At 36.1% G+C, this 24,364-nt stretch carries 21 protein-coding genes; 3 read left to right on the top strand and 18 right to left on the bottom strand.

Going from position 1 to position 24,364, the window contains the following annotated elements; translation table 11 throughout:
• The first annotated feature begins 122 nt into the window (after positions 1-122).
• Both AMET_RS05620 and AMET_RS05615 read left to right on the top strand, forming a co-directional pair.
• A complete protein-coding gene (locus tag AMET_RS05620) occupies positions 123-398 on the top strand; it encodes a metal-sensing transcriptional repressor (protein WP_012062392.1) in 276 nt (91 codons plus the stop codon).
• Between the two features lie 8 nt (positions 399-406).
• Positions 407-2,326, top strand: a complete 1,920-nt coding sequence (locus AMET_RS05615) for a heavy metal translocating P-type ATPase (protein ID WP_012062391.1) — start codon at positions 407-409, stop codon at positions 2,324-2,326.
• 88 nt (positions 2,327-2,414) lie between these two features.
• Here the strand turns inward: AMET_RS05615 and AMET_RS05610 are convergent, their stop codons facing one another.
• The 12 genes from AMET_RS05610 to AMET_RS05550 all read right to left on the bottom strand — a co-directional run bounded on the left by AMET_RS05610 (position 2,415) and on the right by AMET_RS05550 (position 18,145).
• A complete protein-coding gene (locus AMET_RS05610; RefSeq protein WP_012062390.1) occupies positions 2,415-3,176 on the bottom strand; it encodes a response regulator transcription factor in 762 nt (253 codons plus the stop codon).
• Positions 3,169-4,776: a sensor histidine kinase gene (locus AMET_RS24165; protein ID WP_012062389.1), complete on the bottom strand. Its 1,608-nt coding sequence runs from the start codon at positions 4,774-4,776 to the stop codon at positions 3,169-3,171. Before AMET_RS24165 ends, AMET_RS05610 begins: the two co-directional genes overlap by 8 nt.
• Positions 4,777-4,814: 38 nt before the next feature.
• A complete protein-coding gene (locus AMET_RS05600) occupies positions 4,815-6,149 on the bottom strand; it encodes an MATE family efflux transporter (RefSeq protein WP_012062388.1) in 1,335 nt (444 codons plus the stop codon).
• A complete protein-coding gene (locus tag AMET_RS05595; RefSeq protein WP_012062387.1) occupies positions 6,127-6,930 on the bottom strand; it encodes an ABC transporter ATP-binding protein in 804 nt (267 codons plus the stop codon). Before AMET_RS05595 ends, AMET_RS05600 begins: the two co-directional genes overlap by 23 nt.
• A 12-nt stretch (positions 6,931-6,942) precedes the next feature.
• Positions 6,943-7,752, bottom strand: coding sequence for an ABC transporter ATP-binding protein (locus AMET_RS05590; RefSeq protein ID WP_012062386.1), 810 nt, complete (start codon positions 7,750-7,752; stop codon positions 6,943-6,945).
• A 4-nt stretch (positions 7,753-7,756) separates the two neighbouring features.
• A complete protein-coding gene (opp1C, locus tag AMET_RS05585) occupies positions 7,757-8,578 on the bottom strand; it encodes a nickel/cobalt ABC transporter permease (protein ID WP_012062385.1) in 822 nt (273 codons plus the stop codon).
• Positions 8,578-9,513: a nickel/cobalt ABC transporter permease gene (gene opp1B / locus AMET_RS05580; RefSeq protein ID WP_012062384.1), complete on the bottom strand. Its 936-nt coding sequence runs from the start codon at positions 9,511-9,513 to the stop codon at positions 8,578-8,580. Before opp1B ends, opp1C begins: the two co-directional genes overlap by 1 nt.
• A gap of 78 nt (positions 9,514-9,591) precedes the next feature.
• Complete coding sequence (nikA, locus tag AMET_RS05575; RefSeq protein WP_157047365.1) at positions 9,592-11,208, bottom strand: nickel ABC transporter substrate-binding protein; 1,617 nt, start codon at positions 11,206-11,208, stop codon at positions 9,592-9,594.
• A 328-nt stretch (positions 11,209-11,536) separates the two neighbouring features.
• Positions 11,537-12,274: an ABC transporter permease gene (locus AMET_RS05565; RefSeq protein WP_242661394.1), complete on the bottom strand. Its 738-nt coding sequence runs from the start codon at positions 12,272-12,274 to the stop codon at positions 11,537-11,539.
• Positions 12,264-13,289, bottom strand: a complete 1,026-nt coding sequence (locus AMET_RS05560) for an ABC transporter substrate-binding protein (RefSeq protein WP_012062381.1) — start codon at positions 13,287-13,289, stop codon at positions 12,264-12,266. The genes AMET_RS05565 and AMET_RS05560 overlap by 11 nt, the downstream gene beginning before the upstream one ends.
• Positions 13,290-13,374: 85 nt before the next feature.
• On the bottom strand, positions 13,375-14,091 hold the full coding sequence (locus tag AMET_RS05555; RefSeq protein ID WP_198135394.1) for an ABC transporter ATP-binding protein: 717 nt from the start codon (positions 14,089-14,091) through the stop codon (positions 13,375-13,377).
• Position 14,092: 1 nt separating this feature from the next.
• The gene (locus AMET_RS05550; RefSeq protein ID WP_012062379.1) at positions 14,093-18,145 is read right to left on the bottom strand and encodes an acyl-CoA dehydratase activase; all 4,053 of its coding nucleotides are present in this window, start codon (positions 18,143-18,145) and stop codon (positions 14,093-14,095) included.
• 198 nt (positions 18,146-18,343) lie between these two features.
• Between AMET_RS05550 and AMET_RS05545 the strand changes: the two genes are divergently transcribed.
• Positions 18,344-19,027 carry a Crp/Fnr family transcriptional regulator gene (locus AMET_RS05545; protein ID WP_012062378.1) on the top strand — a complete coding sequence of 228 codons (684 nt, stop codon included), beginning with the start codon at positions 18,344-18,346 and terminating at the stop codon, positions 19,025-19,027.
• Positions 19,028-19,125: 98 nt separating this feature from the next.
• Here the strand turns inward: AMET_RS05545 and AMET_RS05540 are convergent, their stop codons facing one another.
• The 6 genes from AMET_RS05540 to AMET_RS05515 all read right to left on the bottom strand — a co-directional run bounded on the left by AMET_RS05540 (position 19,126) and on the right by AMET_RS05515 (position 24,355).
• Entirely contained in the window at positions 19,126-19,464 is a 339-nt protein-coding gene (locus tag AMET_RS05540) for a cupin domain-containing protein (protein ID WP_012062377.1), read from the bottom strand.
• Positions 19,465-19,535: 71 nt separating this feature from the next.
• Positions 19,536-19,889: a CGGC domain-containing protein gene (locus AMET_RS05535; RefSeq protein ID WP_012062376.1), complete on the bottom strand. Its 354-nt coding sequence runs from the start codon at positions 19,887-19,889 to the stop codon at positions 19,536-19,538.
• Positions 19,890-20,162: 273 nt separating this feature from the next.
• Positions 20,163-21,110, bottom strand: a complete 948-nt coding sequence (locus AMET_RS05530; protein ID WP_012062375.1) for a M14 family metallopeptidase — start codon at positions 21,108-21,110, stop codon at positions 20,163-20,165.
• Between the two features lie 78 nt (positions 21,111-21,188).
• Positions 21,189-22,595, bottom strand: coding sequence for an MATE family efflux transporter (locus AMET_RS05525; RefSeq protein ID WP_041721417.1), 1,407 nt, complete (start codon positions 22,593-22,595; stop codon positions 21,189-21,191).
• 4 nt (positions 22,596-22,599) lie between these two features.
• Positions 22,600-23,394, bottom strand: a complete 795-nt coding sequence (locus AMET_RS05520) for an ABC transporter ATP-binding protein (protein WP_012062373.1) — start codon at positions 23,392-23,394, stop codon at positions 22,600-22,602.
• Positions 23,366-24,355, bottom strand: coding sequence for an ABC transporter ATP-binding protein (locus tag AMET_RS05515; protein WP_198135393.1), 990 nt, complete (start codon positions 24,353-24,355; stop codon positions 23,366-23,368). The genes AMET_RS05520 and AMET_RS05515 overlap by 29 nt, the downstream gene beginning before the upstream one ends.
• Positions 24,356-24,364: the final 9 nt, after the last annotated feature.

Genomic DNA, 24,364 nt, shown 5'->3' with positions numbered 1-24,364 from the left:
GACGTAGGTTCAGTTCATTAAATCCGTTGCCTTTAACATCTGATTGACAAAATATATATGGCGTGCTATTGTATACCCATACCCCTATAGGTATACAATACAGTTATAAGGAGGATACAAATATGCGTCAATGCATGGATGTTACTAAAGTTCAATCAAGGATTAAAAAAATCGAAGGTCAGCTTAGAGCTATTTCTGGAATGGTAGATAAGGATGTTCCTTGCGAAGATATCTTAATACAAATTAATGCAGCAAAAAGTGCACTTCACAAAGTCGGACAGGCCGTTTTAGAAGGTCATTTACATCATTGCGTACGTGATGGTATAGAGCATGGTGATGCTGACAGAACCATTGCTCAATTTGCCAAAGCTGTAGAGCATTTTTCTAGGATGGGGTAGGTGATAAAATGAAAGTGGCCATAGATTTTTTAAAAAATGAAGAAAAGCGTACCATATTATTTCTAATACTATCTGCTATATCATTGTTGATTAGTTTTTTTGATATTGGGAATTTCAAGATTAATGCAGCATGGATAGCGATTATTCTCTGCGGTTTTCCTATTATAAAAGGTGCAGTGGAAGGACTTATACAAAACTTTGACATTAAGGCAGATGTTTTAGTTTCAATCGCACTTGTTGCAGCTGTTTTCATTGGTGAAAATTTTGCTGCAGGTGAAGTCGCACTAATTATGGCACTGGGTGCTCTATTAGAGGAACGTACCGTTGCAAAAGCACGTGCCGGTATTGAAAGTTTGATACATCTTACCCCTCGCACTGCTCGAGTCCTTCGTGATGGAGTGGAAAACATAGTACCTGCTGAAAAGGTTCAAATAGATGATGTGCTCCGTGTACTTCCAGGAGAAACCATTGCCGTTGATGGCGTGATTATTTCTGGCCAAACCTCCATTAATCAATCCGTAATGACAGGTGAATCACTGCCTGTTGATAAAGCTGTAGGCAATGAAGTTTCCAGTGGAACTGTAAATCAGTTTGGTGCCTTTGATATGAAGGCTACTAAGGTTGGTGAAAACAGCTCACTACAGAGAATGATTAAACTCGTAGAATCTGCTGATTCAAGCAAGGCTAAAATTGTTGGCATGGCGGATAGATGGGCTACTTGGATAGTTGTCATTGCGCTTGTATCTGCAGTTGGTACATGGATTATCACAGGGGAAATGATTCGAGCGGTTACGATTCTTGTTGTGTTCTGTCCTTGTGCCTTAGTACTTGCTACTCCCACTGCCATAATGGCTGGTATTGGTAATGCTACCAAGTTTGGCATCCTTGTTCGTGAAGGAGATGCCCTAGAAAGACTATCAAAGGTAACTAAAATTGCATTTGATAAAACTGGTACCCTTACTTATGGTAAACCTGCTGTTGTAGCAGTGCATAGCTTCAATTCTGATATAAGTTCAGAAAAATTATTGACACTGACAGTTTCTGCTGAACTACGTTCCGAGCACCCGTTGGGTAAGGCCATTGTTTCTCATTTTAAAAACACCTCAAACAAAGCTTTAGTTGAGCCACAAGAATTCACAATGATTGCAGGCCGCGGCGTCAAAACAACGATCGAAGATGATATCATTTTTGCAGGAAATGCTGAACTACTTCTTGAAAACGGTATCGTCATCCCTAAAGATATGATGGATAAAGCATCTACATACAGAAACGACGGTTGCACAATTATCTATGTCGCCATTAATGGCTGTAAGGCTGGTTTTTTAGCCTTGTCTGATACATTACGTAAAGATTCTCCAAAAATGATTAGAAACCTTAATGCCCTTAATGTAGAAAGTATATTGTTAACTGGAGATAACCGACAAGCAGCTTCTCATATTGGAAGAAATGTTGGCATTCTTACTGTTCACTCTGAATGCTTGCCAGAAGATAAAATGTCTGCAATTGAACATTATCAGAATAAAAATGAGATGGTGTGCATGGTTGGTGATGGTATTAATGATGCACCTGCCCTTAAGAAAGCTTATGTAGGCGTTGCAATGGGTGGTATAGGTAGTGACATTGCTGTTGATGCAGCAGATATTGTCCTTATAAGTGATGACATCAAATCCATTCCTCACCTATTAAGTCTATCACAAAAAACAATGACAACAATAAAACTAAACATAGTGCTATCTCTGCTTCTCAACTTTATCGCTATTATACTAGCAATGATAGGTGTTTTAGGACCAGTGCTTGGTGCCTTAGTACACAATGTGGGATCTGTTGTCGTTATTATAAATTCTGCATTTCTACTAAATTTTAAAAGTAATACAGACGATTCAACATTAGATTCATATAAACCAGCGTTCTCTCATGTTGACGCGTAATTAAGATATAAATAAAAACTCCTTTCTGTGGAGAATTAAAAAATAATTCTAAGTCAGAAAGGAGTACTTTTATAGATATCTCAATACTTTAAAGCTTATTAAACTTATTCCTATATTCCATAGGCGATATTCCATAGGTCTTTTTAAAAACTCTACTAAAATAATGCTGTGACGTATAGCCTACCCTTGTGGAGACATGATACATAGTCATTCTAGCATGATGGTTTTCTAAAATTTTTTTTGCCTTCTCTAATCTTATATCCGTTAGATACTCTACAAAAGACTTTCCTAGCTCCTGTTTCATTCGTTTACTAATATAAGATTTACTTGTATCAAACAATTGAGCTATATGAGATAAATCCAGTTGGCTATCATCAAAATGATCATCTATATAGTCTTTGACAGATCTAATCATGCTTGAATACGCAGCATTTTTTTCTGTGGTGACTTCCATCACCTCAGCTTCATCAGCACGATTACCAAGAGTCTCCGTCACTTTTCTCAAAAGGTTGTTAAACTCGTTTTTAGAAACAGGTTTTAATAAATAATCAAAAACGTTAAATTTTATGGCTTTATGGGCATACTGAAAATCGTCATAACCAGTAATAATCACTACAATACTATTGGGAGAGATTTTTTTCATCTGACTAATAAAATCAAGTCCATTCATCATTGGCATATTAATGTCTACTAAAAACAATTCTGGTGAAGCCTTTATCGTATATTCTAAAGCTTCTTTGCCATTCTTCGCCTCAGCAACCACCTGAAATTTATAGGAACTTTCCTCTATCCACTGTTTAAGTCCTTTTCTAATTTTGGGCTCATCATCTGCAATAAGAACTTTAAACATAGTCATTCTCCCTTCTTATCTTTGGTATTGTAATGATGGCAGTAGTCCACCCGCTTTTGGCTTGAAGCTCTAAACCATACTTTTCACCATACTCTAGCTTTATCCTATGATTTACACTATATAGTCCATAACCTTTCAAAACCTCGGTTTTTCTATTTGCCTTTAAAGCATGATTTATTTCCTCCAGGGTATTTAGAGCTATTTCTGAATTATTCATTATTTTTATAAGGATAGTTTCATCTTTATGGGTAATATAAATAGAAATTTTACCTCCACCTTCCATTTTGCTCACCCCATGTACCACAGCGTTTTCTACAATAGGTTGTAATAGGACCCTCATTACCATATATTCCATCAGACTCTCATCATAATGAATGCTATAAGTTAGTCGTTCCTCGTACCTTGCTTTTTGAATCCTCAGATAACTATCAATATGTTCCAGTTCTTCATCAAGACTAATAAAGGTTTTTCCGCTACTGAGACCAATTCTAAAGTACGTACTTAAGGAATCGATCAGGCTTATCACTTCTTCTGTATTATCCTCCATAGCTACCCATTTGATGGTGTCTAACGTATTATAAAGAAAATGCGGTTTGATTTGCTCCTGCATGATTTTAAGCTTCATTTCCTTTTCTTGATAGCTAAGTCTTTCAAGTTTCTCTGTCATATTATTGAAGCCAGTAATCAGGCTACCGATTTCGTCCTTTCTATTGGTTTTAAGCCTTACTGACAAATCCCCATCTTCGACTTTTTTCATCAGTCCTTTTAACTGATCAATAGGTCTGATAATTGAAGTAAAGCTAACTGTTAACAGCATAATGACAGTTAGCAGCAGTATCACTTGAAAAATTATAATGAACTTACGCACCTCTTGATTAATCTCATTTATATTCCCTTCAGGAATATAATAATTAAGAGACCAGCCCCTGGCAGATTTTATGTCTGTTTCAAAAACCACTGGATTTTCTTGTATGAAATTAGCATCAAAAAACTTTCCATCCCTATGGATACTATTATTTTTTACTAATATCTCTCCAGTGCCTCCATATACATTAATTCTAGAGGCGATTCTCATTAAACCCTCTAAGGAGATCTCTGCATAAATAAACTCAATCTCTCTATTTACTCCCCCAACTTTGTAAAGCATGACAGCAATCTTTTCTCCGTTCTTTTCCATAGGCTCACTTAGTTTAAAACTAGCATTTTCCTTTAGTGCATTCTTATAATATTTTTCTTGATTAATATAGTAGCCAGTGCCATCACAGCTAACCTTATATCCACCAAACTTTACAATCCCCATGTCAAGATAACTATCACTTTTTTGTTTATGTATCGATTCAATATACTCTCTGGCCTCTATTTCATCCTTCTCAAAGTTTATAATAAAAGATGACATCATTTCTAGTTCTATTTTCCTCTGTTCCAACCAGTAGGACATTTGATTTCCCCTGGCATCAATTAGTTGGTTTGTAAGATTTACATTAAGGAGATTAACGCTTTCTTTTACTTTACCATCCATCGTATAAATAAATATGGCAAATAATATAAAAAAAGTTATGCATATAGCTACAATCATTTTTACTTTAATGGATGTTCTCATAATACCTCCTTCTTCTATGAAAATCTTACAAATATTCTTTAGACACTATGAGCAATCACTTGGCTAGTCTCAAGTATAAAGACTTCTTTCTTAAAGGTTGTAATATAGGGTGCAAGAAAAACACTTCTTCCTAAACTAAAAACAATAAAAGAAAGCCATAAACCATGGTTACCCCACAGAGGAACCATCACAAAATAAGTGATCAGGAATACCCCAAGGGATAAAATCATTGAATTTCTGATGGGAGCGGTATAGGTGGCACCGGTAAAAATGCCATAATAGACTAAGCCAATTCCTATAACAAATGGGTAAATAACCAACCACATAGAGTAGGCTAAACTTAGGTTAATTATGCCTTCAATAACGGTAAAAATACTGATTATTTCACCTCTAAAAAAGTATATCACAAGTGACATAATAGCCGCTAATATAAATGTGGTTTTGGTAGAAACAGTCAAAACTTCATTGTACAGCTTTGCATTCTTTTCTCCAACAGCAGTACCTACAAAGACACTGGAGGCATTGGCAAAGCCATCAAAAAAGTATGCAATAATATACTGTATTTGGAATAAAACTGCATTGGCTGCCAACATTTCCGTCCCAAGAGAAGCCCCTTTTGCTACAAACATATTAGTTACGATAAGTAAGCATACCGTTCTAATCATCAGGTCTCTATTGACACCCATAATTTTCTTGAAGGCTCTTTGATCAAACAACTGAGAAAGATACTTTTTTATTGCTGATAGGTTGAGATTCACACTGATCAGGTAGAATCCAATAGCAAAGGCTGTTATTTGTGCGATCAAGGTAGCATAGGCAACCCCAGCTACACCCATCTTGAAATACATGACAAAAACAATGTCTAAAACAATATTCAACACATTGGTAAAAATCTGTAAAAACATAGAAGCCTTTACCTTCTTCCTACCCATAAGCCATCCAAGGTTTACATAGTTCAGCAAAACAAAGGGTGCACCCCAAATCAAAATATGAAAATAAGTGGATGCTTGACGGTATACCTCTATATCAGGATTAATAAGGTTCATAGCAGTATGAAAAATTGGAACCTGTAGCGCCACAAAAATAAAACTAATTATGATGGCAATTATACTTGGTCTATATAATGCAAACAATCCATCCTTTTCATCATTTGTTCCCAGTGCTTGGGCAGAATACCCCGATGTGCTTACCCTCAAAAAACCAAATAGCCAATATAGGGTACTAAAAATCACTGTGCCTACTGCTACACCACCCATGTAGGCAGGATCTCCAAGTCTACCTATAACGGCGGTATCCACTGCTCCTAGTAAAGGCTGTGTTATTGTTGATATGGTAAAGGGTATAGCAAGTTTAAGATATTCTTTGTATTTCATAGGTCTCCTCCCTCTCATTCATCATCATGGCGGCATGTAATAATGTCCTAGAATATTCCTCTTTTACATTTCTTAAATCACTCATAGCGTTAACCTCTTCGATGACAAGGCCATCCTTAAAAAATAAAACCCGATCGCATATATAGGTAATGGCTGTTAAATCATGGGTGATAAAGATGTAGGATATAGCCATTTGCTTTTTTAACTCAATAAGTAAATCCAACACCTGAACCTGAACTGATACATCTAAAGAACTTATGGCTTCATCAAGAACAATAAATTTAGGATTGGTGGCAATCGCTCTAGCAATACACACCCTTTGTAATTGTCCTCCACTCAGCTGGTGGGGATAACGATATAAATATTCCTCAGCTAAACCTACTTTTTCTAATAGATTGATTGCCTTTTTGATTGTATGTTTTTTTGTTAATTTTTCAAAGGTTTTTATGGGTTCCGATAGAATATCTATAACCCTAAAGCGTGGGTTAACAGAAGAACTATAGTCTTGGAATACAACACTTGCCTTCTTTTTTAGAAACGTACTATTTAGCTTACTGATGTCGATACCTTCAATCTGTATATTACCACGATCTACCTTTTCAAGACCAATTATGAGTCGTCCTAAAGTACTTTTCCCACTGCCACTTTCACCAATGATGCCAAGGCATTCTCCCTCCTTAAGCCTCAGGGATACACCTTTTACAATTTCAACACTTTCTTTTTTTATCATACCAATAGATTTTTTATAGCTTTTATAGACATTCTGTATTTCAAGTAACATTAAACTCCCCTCCTATCCTATAACCCGATGGAACTTATCCGTCAATGCCTTTCTGGTATTGATTAAATATTTTGTATGCTCACTTTTAGGTGTCCTTAGCACGCACTGTGTTTCACCCTCTTCCACAACTTCACCCTCCTTCATTACTAGGATATCATCAGATATCCTAGCAACCGCCCCTAGATCATGGGATATAAAGATCATAGATGTATCATAGGTTTCTTTAATCCTTTCAAACTCCTCCATCACCTTCCCTACATTGATGGCGTCCACAGCAGTAGTTGGTTCATCGGCAATAATAATACTGGGCTTTAGTGTAAGTGTGATACCTATCATAATCCTCTGGAGCATCCCCCCACTCAGTTGATATGGATATTTTTTAAGTACATCTTTAGGACAAAGGATATTCATATCCTCTAGTGCCTTTAATGAAAGAACCAAAGCTTCTTTTTTACTAATATCAAGATTTTCAATAAAAGTTTCCATCATTTGTTCTTGTATAGGGTACAGCGGATCGAAGGCAGTCATAGGATTTTGTAATATCATGGAGATTTCCTTTCCCCTTATCTGTCTAATCTTCCTTTTGTCTGCCTTCAACAGATGTATATCATTTAAAATCACTTCTCCCTTTACATCAAAACTTTTATCCAGCAGATCTAATATAGCTTTGCAGGTAATACTCTTGCCACTGCCACTTTCTCCAACAATACCAAGACAACGATTTTTTTTCAAAGTAAAGGAAATATCCCAAATGATATTCTTAAACACTTTATGGTCCCTATGACTCACTTTTAAATGATTGACCTTTAATATTTCTTCCACTAGCTTATACCTCCTTTGGATCTAGCACATCCCTTAAACTATCTCCCAACATATTAAAAGCCGACACAAGGATTAATATAGCAAAGCCTGGAGCAAGCATTTGTGTTGGATGAGAGGTAATCACATTCTTTGCTTCACTGAGCATGGCTCCCCATTCTGCAGTTGGTGCTTGAATTCCAAGTCCAAGGAATGAAAGCGTAGAAATACTAAGAATGACCCAGCCCATATCCAATGTAGCCAGCACAATGATCTCCGATAGAATATTGGGAAGTAAATGTCTGGTGATAATAAAACCTTTACTTGTACCGATGGTTTTGGAATATAAAATATAATTTTTATTGTTGTATTTAATCACACTGGACCTAATCATTCTAGCATACCAAGCCCACTTGATGGCGATGCTTGCTATAATGATATTTCGTATCCCAACCCCCATCATACCAACCACTGCAAGTATCATAACTTCGCTAGGAAAGGATAACATGACATCCACCATCCGCATAATCGCTTCATCAATCATCCCTCTAGCGTATCCTGATATCATACCAACAATTGTCCCAAGGATAATTGTGCAGAACATTGTAATCATGGATAAAAATATGGTAGGTCTTATACCATAGATTAATCTTGATAGTATACAGCGTCCAAGATGATCTGTCCCTAGTGGAAATTCCTCACTAATCTGGGTATATTTATTTGTAATATTTGTTTTATTTGGATCGTTGGGTGCAATCTCCTCGGCTAAAATCCCTATCAGCATCGTAGATAATATAATGATTAAAGTGATCAGCGCGATTTTGTCCCTCAGTAATTTCTTTATCATCATTACATCACCTCTTGTAGTCTTGGATCCAATTTATAATGTACAAGATCCACAATAAGATTACATAAAACAAAGAGTATACCCATCATAAGAATATAAGCCTGAATCACTGGATAATCCCTATTAAAAATTGAAGAAATACATAGTCTACCTATCCCCGGCCAGGAAAAGATATTTTCGATCACAACAGTTCCAGAAATCAGCTTAACAATACTCATTCCTAAAGCAGTGATAGAGGATTGAAGCGAATTTTTCAAAACATGTTTTAATATGATTGTTTTGTCATTAAGTCCTCTAACCTTTGCATAAAAAACATAATTCTCTGTCATATTTTCTAGCATGCTGGTTCTTATCAATCTAACATAGGTGGAAATATAGGTAAGGCTCAATGCAATGGCAGGCAGAATAATTGCACCTTCTTCTTTATTTCCTCCCGTTGGTAGCAGATCTAATTTGACTCCAAATAACCATATCAACAAAATGCCAATCCAATAGTTGGGCATCGCCGTACCGATAAATATAAATAATCTTACGATTCTATCAAAAACACTGTCTTTAAATGTAGCACAAAGCACCCCAATAGGTATACTGACAAAAATGACAATAAACAAAGAAGCCCCTGCCAGCTCTAAAGTAGCGGGTAAGCTCCTAGAAATCTCCCCTATAACCGTTCTGTTTTTATTGACATAGGAATTCCCAAAATCAAGACGGAGAACATCCCGTAGCCAATCAATATACCGTTGCAAGTAGGATTTATTTAATCCCAATTCTTCCCTCATACCTTCTATTGCTTCCTCAGTAGGTATGATATCATTCACCCTTAGGGCTACTTCAGCAGGATCAGCTGGAATGAGATTGATAAGAACAAAGGCGATAAAGGATACTGCCAACATCATAGGCAGTGCTATCAGCATTCTTTTTATGATATATCTTTTCATCTTTACCTCCTTAATTGTTTTATAAAGATGCAGATGAGTCATAGGTATATTTACTATGACCCATCTGCATCAATTATTTTATTTAATATACATTCGTTCAAGGGGTACTTCAAATTGAGAAGGATTAAATGTTACGTTTTTCACCTTGTCTTTATATATTGCTCTGTTTCTTTCAAAGGTCAATGGAACATAGATGGCTTCTTCATGTAAATAGGTAAGAATATAATCATAATACGCTTGTCTTTGAATTTCATCTGTGCTTGTAAAAGCCTTTAGGATTGTATCATGAAGCTTGTCAACTTCCACAAGACCCTGCTGGGCTGCATAATCACCATAAACAGCAGGCATTCTCATGCCACCAAGGAAAGAATGTGGATCATAGGGAGTTCCCCATGACATATTGAAAGTAATAGCAAAGTCTCCAGCCTTCATTCTGTCTCTATAGGCTTGTTCCTCTTCTCCAATAATATTAAGCCTAAGACCAATTCCTGTCATTTCACCTTGCAAGTATTCAGCAATTGTTTTCTCTGTTACACTATCAGCATTATAATGCATTTCAACCTCTAAAGACATGCCATCTTTTTCACGTACACCTGTAGTTTCATTCATCTTCCAACCTGATTCATCAAGAAGACCATTTGCTTTATCTAGGGAATAAACATATCCCTCTAGGTCAACATCACAATAGGGGACGGTACTAGCCAACATCCTATCAGCAGGAGCCTCTAACCCATAAAAAATTCCATCAGATATTTCTTCTCTATTCACCGCTGCATTAACAGCCTGCCTTACATTGACATCAGATAGAATTTCATCAGTTGAATTCACAATAAGCATTCTCGTAGCCAAAGGATCTGATAAACTCGCCCCAAAGCCTTCCATTTCCGAAAACCTAAGATAGGTTTCTGCATCAATCATATTTGTTCCAAATATGATGTCAATCTCACCCTTTTCTAGAGCAAGTGTTCTGATTTGATTATCAGGAATAACCTTTGCAGTAATTCTATTAATTTCTGGCTTTTCGCCCCAATAACTTGAATTTACATCGAATATAGCATATTCATCAATATGATTTTCTGTAAGGACATATTTCCCTGTACCAATAAGTCCCTCCACGCCATCTTTAGTGGTTCCATCGATGAAGCTATTAGGGGATAGGAATCTAAAGGGTCTAGTTACCGCCAACTCTGTAAGTAGGGGATAATAAGGTTCCTTTAATTTCATCTCAAAGGTATACTCATCAATAGCACCAAACCCGTCTAATAATCTAATGCTTTCTAGCCAACCATGTCTATCATAGTTATCATAAATAGCCTGAATATTAGCTTCTACCGCATGGGCATCAAATTGATATCCATCGGAAAAAGTGACCCCCTGCCTTATGTGAAAGGTATATGTCAGTCCATCTTCAGATATATCCCAGTCTTTTGCAAGCCATGGCTGAATCCCTTCATCTGTAATCATTACTAACCCTTCAAATAATAAATTTTGTGCAAAAAGCTCTCCACTATAAAGATGAGGATTTAAATCTCTTATGTCTCTATAATTAACATAGAGCAATTCATCCGTGTTAACCTCCTCTGTGGTATTACCTTCATTAGAGTTACTATCTTGAGAAGTCGTGTTTGATGCCCCGCCTGAAGAACAACCCGCCAGCAAAGTTATGAGTAAAATACTCATAATAAATAATTTCATGATTTTGTTTTTAATTAACATGTAAAATAATCCCTCCTTGTATTATGTAGTATATCCCTACAAAGGATATTACCAGTAAAACTTTTCAAATGATAACAATAATCATCTTCATCTTTTACAATTATATAAAACTTTATAATGAAGGTCCATGCACAATCAAGTTTTTTTTTGTACTTTTTAGTATTTTTAAGAAAAAAATGCTCTTTCCAAAGCAAAATCCCCTAAACACTCGTCTAGGGGACCATTAATCATTCTTCTATTTTATTTACTGTATTTTTATAACAGATGCTCTAAAACAGTTTATTTTCCAGTATTACTAAGATTTCCGCTACCTATTTTTCATCACTTTAAGTGTCTGCTCTAAAATACCTGCGATACATATGGCTATCAGGGACCATGCAAATACCCCTGCAGTATTCAAATTTGCTTTTTCGATTTGAAAACTTGTTCCCATTGATAATCTTGGTTGACTCAGCACTTCTGCTGCTATGATTATTTTAAGATTAAGGCCCATGGCTGCTGACATGGCTCCATGTAGATAAGATTTGATGGATGGCATGTATAAATCTTTCAACTTATCTAGTTTATTAATATCGTACATGTCCATCATTTCAACCAATTTCACATCAACGTTTCTGATTCCTTGGACAACATTTTCATATATGATTGGAAAAATAACCACAAATCCAACTAATATAGGGGCTTTTTCTGACTCTAACCAGATGAGAGCAAGTAAGATCATAGCCATGGTAGGTACTGCTTTATTAATTAATACAATTGGTCTTAGTAAATAATACATTGGCTTGAAAAAGCCTCCCATCAGACCTAAACCAATGCCTGCTCCCAATGCGATGACAAAACCGATTAGGGCTCTTTTTAATGTATTCATTACTGCTACAATAAAATAGGGTGCTCTTATAATGCTTATAATTTCAATAAAAGTCTTTTCAGGTGAAGGAATCAATATTTCTTTATCCACTATGACAGACACGACTTTCCAAAGGATTAGCAGGGTTATGATGGATAGTGCCGTGTATAATAGTTCTTTACTGTTTTTAGTTTTCAAGATAGAAGCCTTCATCTGGAAGCTTCCCTCCAATTACTTCTGGTGAATATTCAAATAGCACGTTTAAATATTTTTCGATGGCTTCCCTCGCAGTTTTTGAGCTACGGTATTCAATATTAGACCTTTGGAGTCCTGCCACAACAACGCCTTTAGATAGACCAGTTTCTAACGCTTCACTGTATTCTCCTGCTTTTTCAGCATTTGTGACTAACCAACTAATACTGCTTTCATATTCTTGTAAAAACATTTCGATAAGCTCTGGATTATTTTCAACCACATCATTTCTCACCATCAGAGAGGCTTGAGGATAACTTGAATCACCATTATTTAATTTACTCCATTCTTCTTGTAAATCTAATACTATTTTAGTATCTTGCTTTTTCATCATGACATTAGAAAGTACAGGCTCTGGCATAATTGATATGGCACTTTTGCCAGCAATAAATGCTGAAGCAAGCTCAGTGGCTTCTCCCATGTAGGTTAATGTGACATCATTATCTGGATCGATTCCATTATTAGAAAGAAGATATCTGAAAACAATGTCTGGAGTCATTCCCCTTCCCATGGTATAGATTTCTTTTCCTCTTAAGTCTTCCCAGCTAGTCATTTCTTCATTTCCAACAACATAAAGAATTCCCCATACACTTGATGCCGCCAGCTTATAGTCCACGCCTCGGTTATAAAGTGTCGCTGCTAGATTAGTCGGTACCACTGCGATATCAACTTCTCCTGAAATAATTCTAGAAGCCATTAAATCCGGAGATTTAACAGATTCATAGCTTACCTCTACATGTTCTCCAAAGGATGGATTTTCCTTAAACATTTTGATCATACTCAAGGTTGGGGCACCTGCAGGAGCAGCTACCTTGATACTTACTTTTTCCACCTCTTCTGTATTCACTTCTGATGCATCTACCTCTGCTGCATCAGATTGATTGTCAACATTTGACGTGCATCCAGATAATATGGCTAGGGCTAAACTTAAAATCAAAATCAAACTCATTACTTTTTTCATACATAACACTCCTCGTTTACTATTTTTCAAAGCTTCATTGTTACTTTTGATCACATTAAATTACGATATTCTTTCTTGCCACCGACTAAGCACTTTTATAGGTACTAGCATCCTTTTGATTTGAAAGAATCTTAATCAGCTTAGTCCTTACAGCTACTAATTCTCTGTCCTCAAGGTTTCTCAGGTTTTGAGGTGTATTTACATTTATGATTGTTTCTACAGTACAGGGGTTTTTAGAAAGGACCACAATTTTATTGCCCAGTAATATGGCTTCATCGATTTCATGGGTGACAAACACAATCGCATTATTCCATTTATGCCATATATCAATTAGGCTTTTTACCATATTGATCCGAAGATCATAGTCTAGTGATTTAAATGGCTCATCCATTAATAACAGTTCCGATTGAAAATTAAAGGCCCTTGCGATGGCACAACGTTGCCTCATACCACCGCTTAATTGGCCCGGATATTTATTTTCAAAGTCAGTCAGCCCCACAAGATTAATTAAATTCTTTAACTTTAAATCCGAAGCTTTTTTATTGACTATTTTTATGTTTTCGTATACGGTTTTCCAAGGAAGTAATCGATCCTCTTGAAACACATATCCCACTTTCTTTTTATTGTCTTTTACACTACCTACATCGGGCTTTATAATTCCCGCCATGATATTCAACAAAGTCGATTTGCCGCATCCAGAGGGTCCTAAAATACAGGTTATTTCCTTATCGTCTACTGCTAGATTAAAATTGTGTAATACTTTTATTTCATCAAAATTTTTATAGACCCCCTCCAGTTTCAATTTAAGCCCCCCTTTCATTACTTGCTTCCTCACTATTATTCTCTTGCAGTACATAATAGGTAAAGGAATCTATTTTAGACTTATCTATTTCATTCTCATTTCCATCAAATGTCATGTTTAATACCGGTATTTTAGAAATGTTGTTTTTATCTTCGGATAATATATTTAAAATGGTATTGGTATTTTCATACATCGAAGAAACGGTTATGATTCCCTTTATATCATTTAAATCTCCCATGACTTTAGCATGTCTATATCTCCCATTTCCACCGGAATAAAGACCTAAATGCTGATCTGCTCTTTGCACAAGGCTTTCCAGATCCCTTTCAAAGGTGCTTTCATCCATCAATATTCGGGATATCGTTTGAATATAACCCGACAATCGAATTAGCTCTTTGTGAGCTTCAAGTTCTTTTCCATTGTTTTGTTGGGATAAATAATCTCTCCAGACAAACCACATATATTCACTGAGGGGAGCGTACAATAATTGTACCCCTTGCTCCTCCATGGTTTTGAATGTATTGTTGTTCATGAAATCATTGAATAAAACATTTACCTCCCCCACAACGAAAATTTTCTTTGAGTGGTCTGGTCTTTTGATTCCGCTATAGATTTCTTTTGCCATGATTTTCAAGTGATCAATAGTCAATTCATTCTTTTGGATCAAACTCTGAATTTTATCAAGATATTTTTCTCTTTTATTTCTTGATACAGTATTGATTAAATCTCCTCCTAAGAGCATCAAGAATATATCCCGGGAAATTGTGCTGTCTTTTATGACATCTTCAATAAATGGAGCCATGATCTCTGCCTTTTGTCTTTTTTCTCCATCTAATTTATCTCGAAGCAATCTATGGTATTGCCCTCCCACCTCTGAACCCTCGGATGTAGGAATGATAAATCCGTAGTTTTCACTTGATTCCTCACACTTTAATGCCTGTCTTAACACATCTCCAACAAGGCCTGTAAAGGAAAGGTATTCCTTAGACAATGTGTGCTTTCGTCCTAAATCTAAGGTCTTCTTATTCGTCATTGGTAGCACGTAAGCCTCATGTCCTTTGGCCTGCAAGTAAGTGGCTAGCATTTGAGCGTATGGATATAGATGTGGCAAATACAGTACTGTTTTTTTATCTATCTCATGCAATTTTGATTTAATGTTTGTAGGCTTATGAACGACCATATCAGCATATTGCTTAATCTCTAGGACTTCACCCTCTAGAACTGGTTCGGATTTCAAACTATTGACAAAGGCTTCAACCCGAGTTAACACACCCACACTGGAAAAGTGCTCATCCACCTCTATGTTTAAATAGGGCTTTCCTTTCATTTCTTCTTTGAAATAATGGGCTAATGCCGTATCGGGACCACAACCATGATTTGTGATATAGATTGGGTATAAATTAGGATGCTGTTTAATCATTTGTGCTCCAGACAATATGTGTTGACCAAAGGGCCAATATAGATTCGGATGTTCCTTTGAAGTATCTTGGTCATGGGCAGGTAAATTCGACAAACTTAACACTTTATAGCCTAATTTTTCTAATTTCTCTGGAATACCCATGTTTAAGATAGGATCAGCAATCCCATAGGCTCTTGTGATAATTACAAAAGCTTTTTCATCTTTTCCTAAGCTTTGTATCGTTTTCTCACCTAATTTTTCAACCTTCATTTCAAACTCCTTCAACCGCTTCATCCCCTTTGTTAGGGCTAGAGCTGTCTGAACTGAATTCTTTTTTAATTTTTTCCCAAGCTCCATAAGGGTTTTCATCATATACTTTTTACCAAATTCAAAAGATAATGCCGGAGATAATAATTCAACTCCCCTACTTTCTAATTCCATGGTTTGGTTGATTAACTTGGGAAAACACTGCATGTACACACATCCATAGTTTTGCCTTGTTGTTGATACTGGATGGGACATGGTATAGAGGCTAGGTAAAAATACATAGTCAACCTTCTTCTCAAGTAACTGTGCCACATGGCCATTAATCAGCTTGATCGGATAGCAGGTTTCCTCCATTGAAAATTCTTGACTTAATTCTACGGTTTCTTCATTACTATTATCTGATAAAATGACATTGAATCCTAATTCCTTAAAAAAAGTATTGAATAGAGGAAACAATTTGTGTAAGAAAAGTACCCTTGGTATTCCAACTGTTCTCTTTGCGGGATCTAGTATGGTTTCATATCCCTCCAAATAATGCTTTTCAATTTCTTCAAATACCTTTGTTATTTTGCTTTCTGTGGTAATCTGTTTCTTTTCTGTTCTTTTAAAGGTCAACCCATCTTCTAATTCAAATCCCTTAAAGACTGAAACCGAATTTCCCATGTGCTCCTTAGCTAAAATAGCAACCCCATAGGCTCCTGTCACACTAAAAAAATCCGGTACTTCTACTTGTTTACCTAATATGGATCTAAAGGCATTCACAACAGCTTGATTATGGGCTACCCCTCCCTGGAAAAACACCTTTTTACCAATCTCTTTTTTACCCACTACTTTATTTAAATAATTTTTTACAATTGAGTAGGATAATCCCGCTGCAATGTCTTCAATTTTTGCTTCTTGACTCATACTGGCAGCGACATTTGTTTCAATAAACACTGTACATCGGTCCCCTAAGTCCACAGGATTTTGTGAGCTGAGGGCTAAGGCTCCGAACTCGCTAATGGGAATATTGAGTTTTTTTGCTTGTTCTTCAATAAATGATCCAGTTCCAGCAGCACAAATTTTATTCATCTCAAAATCTGAAACAATTCCATTCTCTAGCTTAATAAACTTAGAGTCCTGTCCTCCGATTTCGATTATTGTATCCACTTCTTTATCTATGCTATAGGCAGCCTTTGCTTGGGCAGTGATTTCATCTATGATGACATCGGCCCCTACAAAATCACCTGCCATATATCTCCCCGAGCCCGTTGCTCCTACTCCCAAAACCTTAATTTCTTTTCCCATGTCCTTTTTAATTTCCAAAAGTCCTTTTCTAACTGCTTCAATGGGATCTCCTAAGGTCCTTAAGTACTTAAATGCAATCACATGATTCGCTTGGTCCATCAGAAGAACATTGGTACTGGTAGAACCTATATCAAGTCCAATATAACCACTAATCTCAGATTCTAAGCCCACATTCTTACAGTCATGTTTATTTAGACTATCATTTTTACCATATTGATTTAAGGGAGGAAAAGTAACAGTATCCTCAATAAAACTCAATTTACTTTCAGTGTTTTCAATGATTATTTGTACTTTGGATAAATCAATAGATATTTTGTCTCGCATTGCAATAATCGCCGCTCCTAATGCCGCAACATTTCCACAGTCCTCTGGTACAACCACATCTTCCTCATTAAGCTTAAGGGTCTCTCTTAGGGCTTCTATAATTGCTTTGTTATAAGCAACTCCTCCCGTAAACAATATTGGTTTTTGAATTGAACTTCTCTTAATGACATTGGCTCGATAGTTTTTTACCAAGGCATATGCCAGACCAAGTAATATATCCTTTGCATCTGTTCCCTCTTGCTGATGGTGTATGATATCGGTTTTAGCAAACACGCTACATCTACCGGCTATCCTGGGTATAAAGGTAGCCTCTTCAGTATACTTTGAATAGTCTTCTAACTTAATATCTAACCTGGATACCTGTTCCTCAATAAAGGAGCCGGTACCAGCTGAACAATTTGAATTGATGGAAATTTTCATATTGGATTTGTCTGATTGATTCATGTTTGTAATATATTTTGAACTTTGTCCTCCAATTTCAATAACAGTATTCACATCAGGGTGGACACGCCAGCTACCCTCTACCAATGAAGTGACTTCATTAATCCATGTGATTCCTTGCTTTTCTGAGATGAATTTACTTCCCTGACCTGTGGCGGCCCCATAGTTTATATTTTCAGATCCATATTGACTGATTATTTTTGTAAAGTATTGTCCTATTTCTTCCTTTATTCTCCCTTTGTGTAAAATGTAGGTGCGATCAATTATTTGAAGTTCCTTATTGATTAATACAAATTTAATGGCAGAATAGCCTACATCAATTCCTAAGCTATACAAAATGAAACCTCCCTTTTCTAGTTCTTATTCAGTGAAAAAACTTGATAGAAAATCATACCTATTTGAATTTATTGACTTTGATAATCATTTTCAGCTATACTATAAAGAGATTATAACGTTAAGCTTCAAAGAAAGAAGTATCTCAGGATACACTTTTTTATATTAACAATTTTTTATTATATTTTTATGGGGGTTAAGATGATGGATAGTCGTTTAAAATATTTGAATAAATGCATCCTATTTGACCATCTTTCCACTGACGAGATAGAACCTCTATTCTCTACCATCACTTATCATGTAAAATGTTATCAAAAAAATGAAGTGGTGTTTTCCCCTCATCACTCCATACACCATTTAGGCATTATTTTAGAGGGAAGCGTAGATGTTCAAAAGATATTTGCATCAGGTAAAGCCATCACAGTCAACAGAAGATTTCAATACGATCTAATTGCCGATGCAGCTTTATTTGCTAATATCCAGTACTATCCTTCCACCATCTCTACCTGTGAAAATAGCATTATTTTTTTCATCAACAAAAATGATCTTTTGAAATTGTTCGCTCAGGATGAAATCATTATGTCAAAGTTTTTGAAATCTGTGTCCAATCGGGTTTTGGCACTCAACAAAACCATCGAGATCTTGTCCTTAAGTTCTGTCTCTGCAAAAATTGCTTCTTTTTTATTAATGGAACAGAAGAAACAAAATAGCTTTACAATTAGACTACAATTTTCTAAAAAGTCCTTGGCTGAGCATCTCAACGTATCTAGACCAACCCTATCAAGGGAACTTAAAAACATGCAAACAGCAGGACTCATTTCTTTTCAAAATCGAACCATCACAATACATAGCTTAGAAAGACTTGTGGAACTTTGTTCGGTTTAAATAAAAAACAGTGCAAATAAAAAACAGTCGCAATTTGATTTAAAATCATTGCGACTGTTTTTTTTACATATTATTTAATTTTACTCTTATTAACAGCTCTATGGCTTAAATACCACTACTAAAAGCATTTTAAATTGTTCTTTAGCCAATAATGCATGTGATATACCTGCGGGCATCACAATCGTTTCACCTTTCTTTACATTAAAAACATCTTCTCCTATTGTTATATCCGCCTCACCATCAAGTAAATAGACCATTGCATCTCCGCTAGAAGAGTGGGAACTGATCTCTTCTCCCTTATCAAATGCAAATAAGGTTAAGCTCAAGTTTTTTCCTTGTGCTAAAGTTCTACTAATGACTTGTCCTTCTTGATATGTAACCAATGACTCCAGATCTAATACTTTTGAAAGTTCTATGTTTTTGATGAATTGCTCCATTGTAAATCCTCCTCATTATTTTAATTAATTTCATCATCATACTATCATTTTCTTTATACCGCTTCTGTATCCTAGATTACTTTTCGTTGTTTTTTATCCAAAGAAATTGAATCCCGACTCTTACCTTTTTCTGAACCATGTGTGTAGCCCACAACTTTGAAATGCTCAGCAAGCCTATGGGCCAAGTGCTGGTATTCTGGATACTTTGCTCTGAGGCAGGAAGAAAGATGTACCACATCCACCCCGTTATTGATCATTTTTTCAATTTTGTGCTCCAAATCTCCACCGACATGGGTAAATCCCAGGAGTTCCACTTCAGGACTGTAACTTTTGAAGGCATCAATCTGCTGATAAAAAGCATTAAAACAACCCTTCCCAGTGCAACGATCCATTGTGGATTCATTTACTAAAATAGCAATTTTCATTTTGACCTCCCTTCCATATTAAAACGGAACTTAACTTATATAATTAATGATTAAATATTATCTACTATGGTTATTCTCATCATTTTGCTATCTATAACATACCATTTTTATGTTTTTTAATATGTGACTACTGTCACAAGCATCTCTCTCAGTGAATAAAAAAGTCATCCTTTGGAAGATTTAAAGGATGACTTTGACTACATTTATTTGGTCTATTTGAATCTCTTGCAGCTTTTTAATCGTTGCTATATGATTTGAAGAAATACCTAAACTTTAAAACTTCCCGTAGCAAACAATTCCACCATCTTTATCTACCCACAAAGTACTGGTTCTATATAAAATAATGCCATCGTATTCTGCATAATATGTAGCAAGTGGATTACTAAAATAGTCCCTGACTTCTCCTAGCTTTTCCCCTTTTTTCACTGCATCCCCTGCATTAACACTTGGATACCAGCACCCTGCAACCTTAGAATTTAGGTAGATTAAATCCACTAAATCCTCTGGTTTGTATTGGGTTTCTGTCATCGTACCCTTCATTAAACCTAAGTGTATCAAAATATTATAAACATCTTTTTTATAGAGATTTACTGTCTCTTGATCCCATATACCATTACAACCCCGCTCCATCAATATGCTAGGGATTCCCTGTAGTCCAGCATAGTTATAGGCTCCTGTTGTAGCCTGAGATCTCACCATGTATTTACAATCAATTACACTTGCAGCATTTCTGGCTCTTTCGCATGCTTCTGGTGTAGAATTGCCTACATAGTATACATAGGGTGTTAACTGTTCATACATTTCACCACCATGCATATCAATATAAAAATCCGCCTGTTTTTGGAATTCAGTAACCAAGGTGTAGGCAATTTTATCGGTCAATGTGCCCTCCTGATCTCCAGGGAATACTCTATTTAGATTTTTTTCATCTTCTGGAACAATACCTGGCCTTCTAGCTTCAAATCCACTTTTATTCAATGGATGGCATATCATTAAACGACCCTTAATATCTTGTGGTTGAATTTCCTTTGCCAGTTCTATTGCCGTTTGAATACCTGGATATTCACAACTATGAACCCCTCCAGTAATCAAGATTGTTTTTCCTTCTTCACTGCCATTTATTAGTGTTACTGGAATCATTGTATTTGTATCCATTACCCTTACAAAACCCTGTGTTTTCTCTCCCTTTTCAGCACTTAGCGCCCCCACTTTTAATGTCATATCCTTCAACTCCCTTTATTTTATTATCATTTTTAATCCTAGGTATTAACTTAAGTCATCATTTCCTGACACCATCTTCTATAGATTAACACCCATCCATTTTTTACTATAAAAACGCTTTGAAGCGAAAAACATACGTAGTGTCTGATCAGTAATTAATGCAATCCATGCTCCATATAGTCCCAGGCCTAAAGGAAAGCATAGAATCCAAGTTTGAATGGGTCTAAGAATTGCTATGATAATTAATGAATATATGGCAACATAACGGGTATCTCCAGCCCCCCTTAATACACCAGAATAAATTAATCCCTGTGTCTGAACAAAACTGCATATCGCTATAATGATAAGGATATTGGCACCTAAGGCAATCACTTGGGGATCCCTAGAGTACAGCATCATTAACCATTTCCTGCCCATGAAAAATATTAAAAATGCAATAGATGATGCCATTAGCCCTAGCCTTTGACCTATTTTCCCATATATGATTGCTAGATCCTTTCGCTTTTCTCCAAGCTTTTGTCCTGCCAAAGCAGAGCTAGCTTTGCTCATACCTTGTCCAAAACAATAAAACATATCACAAAGATTCATACAGATATGATGGGTTGCAAAGGCAATTGTTCCAAGTTCCGCTACCATTTTTGAATATAAGAACATACCGATCCGCTCAAAAATATTTTCTGCAAAAACATTACTTCCAATTATTGTCAATGGTTCCATTGTCTTTTTTTCAAAAATCCACCCTTTTTTTCCCAAAATTGATAATTCATTTCTTCTATTACATACAGATATGATTGTAATCAGAAAAGTGGTTATACTCCCAAATAATGTTGAAATACCAGCTCCTACAATTCCTAATCTAGGAAAAAATCCAATACCATAGATTAAGAAAAAATTGAAAAGGATATTCACCAAGTTGCCTGTTATGTTAGACCACAGGACAATTTTTGTATTTCCCACGCCAATATGCGCAGAATTTACAACTACCGCCATAGCTGTAAAACAAGCAGCTATAACAACAATTCTTGCATAGTCTGTAGCCATAGCTATATACTCCATCTGTGCTCCTGCAAAGTAAAGAATATCTTCAATATATTTAAAAGAAAGAAGCAGGGAAACAATTGAAAATAGAAAAATGAACAATAGGGATTGCTTTAAACATTTATTTAAATCAATGATATTGCCTTCTCCTTTTCTTCGAGCTACCAAAGCAGTCACCGATACGCCAAGTGATCGACTTGCGGACAAAAAAATCATACGCGGCTGACCGATAATACCTGTGGCAGCAATTGCATCAGCCCCTAATGAACCTATCATAATCAAATCGATTGAAGAAATCAGATAGATAAACCACCCCTCTACAGCAGCAGGCCAAGCAAATGAGTTATACAATTGATATGCAAACTTACTAGATGGTAGTGTCCCCTGTATCTCTTCATCTCCTATTAAATGTTTTACTCTTAAGAAATATTTGATTTTATTTATCATGGATTCATACATTCATCTTATCCATATACAAAGCAGAGGATAATAGTTTTTTTGTGTAGGGATGATCTGGGGTTCTGATTACTTTCTTTGTCTCTCGATATTCAACTTGTTCTCCTTTATATAGTACACAGACTTTGTCACAAATACAGCTGACAAGTGATAAATCATGGGATATAAATAAAATTGCCATATCCAGCTGTTTTCCTAAAGAAATAAGGAGTTCCACGATCTGTGCCTGTGCTGAAACATCCAATGCACTGGTGACTTCATCACAGATGAGTAATTTAGGGTGTACTGCAATTGCCCTGGCTATGGCAGCTCTTTGACATTGGCCTCCACTTAATTCATAGGGATATCTTTCTGCATATTCAGGCTTAAGACCCACTTGATTTAATAGGGTTTCCACAACTTCTTCTACTTTTATTTTATCAAGTTTTCCCTGACTATAGCAGAGACGACATAATACTTCCCTTATGGAATCTCCAATTTTCATACGAGGATCAAAGGAACCCACTGGATCTTGAAAAACCATCTGCATCTCTTTATAAATACTTATCATTTTCTTTCTGCTTACATGGGAAATATCTTCTCCATTGAAAATGATTTGCCCCTCATCTATAGACTGTAAATGGGTGATTAACTTTGCTATTGTGCTTTTGCCACTGCCACTTTCCCCAACAAGACCAAGTACCTCACCTGGCATCATTTTAAAACTAATACCATCTACTGCAGTTACTGTATATTTCCCTTTTTTGAATGTTTTCTTTATATTACGAACTTCTAATACTGGAATATCCATATGACTTCACTCCATCTAGTTTTATACAGGTTGACCAGTGCTCTTTTTCAACAAAGCTTACATGATTTGTTTTTTCTTGACATTCCTTCGAAAAACAATTGCATCTTGATAGAAAACGACAGCCTTTATGTGATTCTCCAAAAACAAAAGGTCTTCCTGGAAGTCCTTGAGGCATCTTCCCATCAATTTTGGGAATGGCAGCAAGCAATGCCTTGGTATAGGGGTGTATTGGAGTCTCCAAAATTTGATTTTTCTCTCCATATTCCACCATCTCTCCTGCATACATGACACCGATTTTGTCTGCTATTTTTGCAACAACACCCATATTGTGGGTAATCATTATGATTGAAGTAAAGAACCGTTCCCGCAGTTTTAGTAATTCCTCTACTACTTGTACCTGTACCGTAACATCCAATGCACTGGTGGGTTCATCTGCCAAAATCAATTCCGGTTCCATAATCATGGCCAAAGCAATGGCCACCCTCTGATTCATCCCCCCACTCAATTCAAATGGAAAACTATTTAAAATCCGTTCTCCATCCTCCAAATCCAGCCTACTAAGTATATTTAATATACTTTTATATGCCTCCTTCTTATTGATCTTTCGATGACTTTGCATTGTCTCTATAAACTGATGCTTTATTTTACGTAAAGGATTCAATGATCCACCAGGATTTTGAAAAACAACTCCTAGTCTATTTCCTCTAATTCGTCTTAATTCTTCCTTTGAAATGGATAACATGTCTGTTCCCTCGAATAGTATACTTCCTTTTTTCGTCACCACACCCGTGCCAGAAAGCTGCATGATCGCTTTAAGAAGGGTACTTTTACCACATCCGCTTTCTCCAACGATTCCTAATATTTCTCCCCTCTTAAGGGTAAAATTTATATCCTTTACAATCTCTATGTTTCCATAACCCACAGTTAAATCCTTAATTTGCAATAAACTTTCCAATGCCATTTCCCCCTG

The sequence above is a fragment of the Alkaliphilus metalliredigens QYMF genome (assembly GCF_000016985.1).
Classification (GTDB): Bacteria; Bacillota; Clostridia; order Peptostreptococcales; family Natronincolaceae; genus Alkaliphilus_A; species Alkaliphilus_A metalliredigens.
The sequence above is the reverse complement of the archived record's forward strand: the minus strand, read 5'-3'. Positions and strand labels throughout refer to the sequence as shown.

Bases quoted from the DNA above. Each gene is read 5' to 3' on its own strand.
- AMET_RS05620 (WP_012062392.1), top strand. From the start codon at position 123: ATGCGTCAATGCATGGATGTTACTAAAGTTCAATCAAGGATTAAAAAA.
- nikA (WP_157047365.1), bottom strand. From the start codon at position 11,208: ATGAAATTATTTATTATGAGTATTTTACTCATAACTTTGCTGGCGGGT.
- AMET_RS05540 (WP_012062377.1), bottom strand. From the start codon at position 19,464: ATGGAGCAATTCATCAAAAACATAGAACTTTCAAAAGTATTAGATCTG.
- AMET_RS05610 (WP_012062390.1), bottom strand. From the start codon at position 3,176: ATGTTTAAAGTTCTTATTGCAGATGATGAGCCCAAAATTAGAAAAGGA.
- AMET_RS05525 (WP_041721417.1), bottom strand. From the start codon at position 22,595: ATGATAAATAAAATCAAATATTTCTTAAGAGTAAAACATTTAATAGGA.
- AMET_RS24165 (WP_012062389.1), bottom strand. From the start codon at position 4,776: ATGAGAACATCCATTAAAGTAAAAATGATTGTAGCTATATGCATAACT.
- AMET_RS05545 (WP_012062378.1), top strand. From the start codon at position 18,344: ATGATGGATAGTCGTTTAAAATATTTGAATAAATGCATCCTATTTGAC.
- opp1C (WP_012062385.1), bottom strand. From the start codon at position 8,578: ATGATGATAAAGAAATTACTGAGGGACAAAATCGCGCTGATCACTTTA.
- AMET_RS05600 (WP_012062388.1), bottom strand. From the start codon at position 6,149: ATGAAATACAAAGAATATCTTAAACTTGCTATACCCTTTACCATATCA.
- AMET_RS05535 (WP_012062376.1), bottom strand. From the start codon at position 19,889: ATGAAAATTGCTATTTTAGTAAATGAATCCACAATGGATCGTTGCACT.
- AMET_RS05515 (WP_198135393.1), bottom strand. From the start codon at position 24,355: ATGGCATTGGAAAGTTTATTGCAAATTAAGGATTTAACTGTGGGTTAT.
- opp1B (WP_012062384.1), bottom strand. From the start codon at position 9,513: ATGAAAAGATATATCATAAAAAGAATGCTGATAGCACTGCCTATGATG.
- AMET_RS05520 (WP_012062373.1), bottom strand. From the start codon at position 23,394: ATGGATATTCCAGTATTAGAAGTTCGTAATATAAAGAAAACATTCAAA.
- AMET_RS05595 (WP_012062387.1), bottom strand. From the start codon at position 6,930: ATGTTACTTGAAATACAGAATGTCTATAAAAGCTATAAAAAATCTATT.
- AMET_RS05615 (WP_012062391.1), top strand. From the start codon at position 407: ATGAAAGTGGCCATAGATTTTTTAAAAAATGAAGAAAAGCGTACCATA.
- AMET_RS05560 (WP_012062381.1), bottom strand. From the start codon at position 13,289: ATGAAAAAAGTAATGAGTTTGATTTTGATTTTAAGTTTAGCCCTAGCC.
- AMET_RS05530 (WP_012062375.1), bottom strand. From the start codon at position 21,110: ATGACATTAAAAGTGGGGGCGCTAAGTGCTGAAAAGGGAGAGAAAACA.